The organism is Pseudomonas sp. FSL R10-2189 (assembly GCF_009600325.1).
GTDB classification, from domain to species: Bacteria; Pseudomonadota; Gammaproteobacteria; order Pseudomonadales; family Pseudomonadaceae; genus Aquipseudomonas; species Aquipseudomonas helleri.
The window spans coordinates 1-1,910 of sequence record NZ_WIVZ01000083.1; the positions used below are offsets into that span (position 1 = coordinate 1).

Consider the following 1,910-nt stretch of genomic DNA (forward strand, 5'->3'; position numbering starts at 1 on the left):
TTGTAGGCCCGCTCTGGCTCGCTCATCCACTGCTGTCGGGTCTCGATCCAGCCATTACGCAGGCCGTTGTATTCCTGCACCAGACCGATGGTGTCATCCAGCACAAAGGCCAGTACGCCTTGCTGGAGTTTATGGGTCGTGATGGCGCCAATCACAAAGCCCTTCAGCGCGCCCACACGATGGGCCCGGCTGCAAAACCCGTGCACGCTATTGAAATACGGCGTGTGCGCTTGTTGTGAGTGCTCGTAGAAGCGCCAGTCTTTTACCGGAGGGTTAAGTGTTAGGACTGCGGATGAGGCTGCGGTTTTATGCGCTTGGTACTCGTAGACCTGCTTGTCCACCTGCAGGTTTTCAGTGTTCATGGCCAGGCCGACGCTGGCCGGATTATCGCGTGCGCTGGCGAGGTCGAGCTTTTGAAAGCGCTCTGGAGCGCGACCGGCTTTGTAACCGTCCAGCACGCTGGCAGGCCAAGGGTCGCTGGCAAAGGCCAGCCAGGCGGTGGTGTGTTTGTCGGTGTCTATGTTGAGGAATGATGCCGGGCCATCGTGATGGGCGCTGACGCATGCATCGGACAGAGCAGCCTCGTTGGCGGGCGCTGGCTCGTACGGGTTGAACTGGCGCAAATAGCCGTCCGGCGTTACCTGATAAGCCTGCCAGATCGAACGATCCAGCAGCACGTAGAGGTAGCCCGCACGCAAGGTGCGCAACCCCATGCGCGTATCAGTTTGTACGGTATCGGGTCGGGTTTGTTCATCCCGTGAGCGCGGCACGAGGGCGTGGCGCAACGGCAGAATGGGCAGGCCCTTACGTTGACAGGCCCTGCAACGGTCCGTTAATACGGCTGTTTCGCTGATGGCGATGTTGAATTGCGTACCCAAAGTCATGGACAAGCTCCGGCATAGAATAAATCCTCCACAACCTGCCTCCAGGCGCTGTCGTTGAAGAGAGCAAACAAGGTGCTGAGCGGTCGCTGTTCTTGGACAGCCTGCTTGATCACGCTGCGAACGCCGGCATGCTCATGCAGGCGCGGGTGCAGCATCAGGTGGAACAAGGCCAGTGTCAGGAGGTCGGGTTGTTGTGCGAGCCCCAGCGTGCGGGCTTGGCGGATTTGCATGTAAGCCTTTGCAGCGGCTAGCGGCGGGAGTGCTGTAGGGCCGTTCCAGCGATCAGGTGCATAGGTGAGTGGCACTTGCAGCGCCCGCCGCCAACTGCTCAGCAGTGCAGACACCATGGGCACATCCTGCTGTATGGCGTAAGCGCGCTCGTCGGGAGCAGAACCCTGATCGGGGATGCCTGTCAGCATACCGCTGTCGCCGCTGCTAGTGGGCAGCAGCCAGTGTCGAACTGGCCACCACGGCCCCGGTTCATTACGACGGTAAGTGGCGACGAGCAACTCCAGGCGAAGGGGTTCATGCACCGGGAAATACGTGCGTGTCTGCCCCTGCGTCAGTTGGCCCAGAGCGATGACATGGGCGCTGACGGTCTGTGCATTGGCGCCACTGCTGAGCCAGCCACACACATAGCGTTTGTGGCGGAAAAAATCTTCTTTTGCGCGCAGAGCCGAGAGTGCCAACAGCTGTTGTGAGGGCGACCTGCCCGGCTCGGCCAGAGTCACGAGCACGGGGCAAGCTAATGGCGTATGCATCAAATCGGGACGCAGCAGGGGCGTAATGGCTTCCCGGCCGAGGGTTTGATGCAACGCCTCAATGTGCAACGGGTCGTCCGAGGCGCAGTCGGCCGACAGATCGAGCAGCAAGTACAGCGTGTCGTCGGGCGCATGGTGTTGCGCGACGAATGCCTGAACAGTGGCTGGGGTCATCGGTTTTTCTCCACGCAGGTCTGGCCTGTATCGGGCAGCAACGTCAGCGCCAGGGCATTACCTTCACCCGCTGCTTTGGCCGTCACCGGGC

At 60.7% G+C, this 1,910-nt stretch carries 2 protein-coding genes; both read right to left on the minus strand.

What is annotated here, in order from left to right; translation table 11 throughout:
• Positions 1-884: T6SS effector BTH_I2691 family protein (locus GHO32_RS25910; protein WP_306106481.1), on the minus strand; the 884-nt coding region annotated here is incomplete at its 3' end.
• Complete coding sequence (locus GHO32_RS25915; RefSeq protein ID WP_153338433.1) at positions 881-1,819, minus strand: hypothetical protein; 939 nt, start codon at positions 1,817-1,819, stop codon at positions 881-883. The genes GHO32_RS25915 and GHO32_RS25910, both read right to left, overlap by 4 nt.
• Positions 1,820-1,910 lie beyond the last annotated feature (91 nt).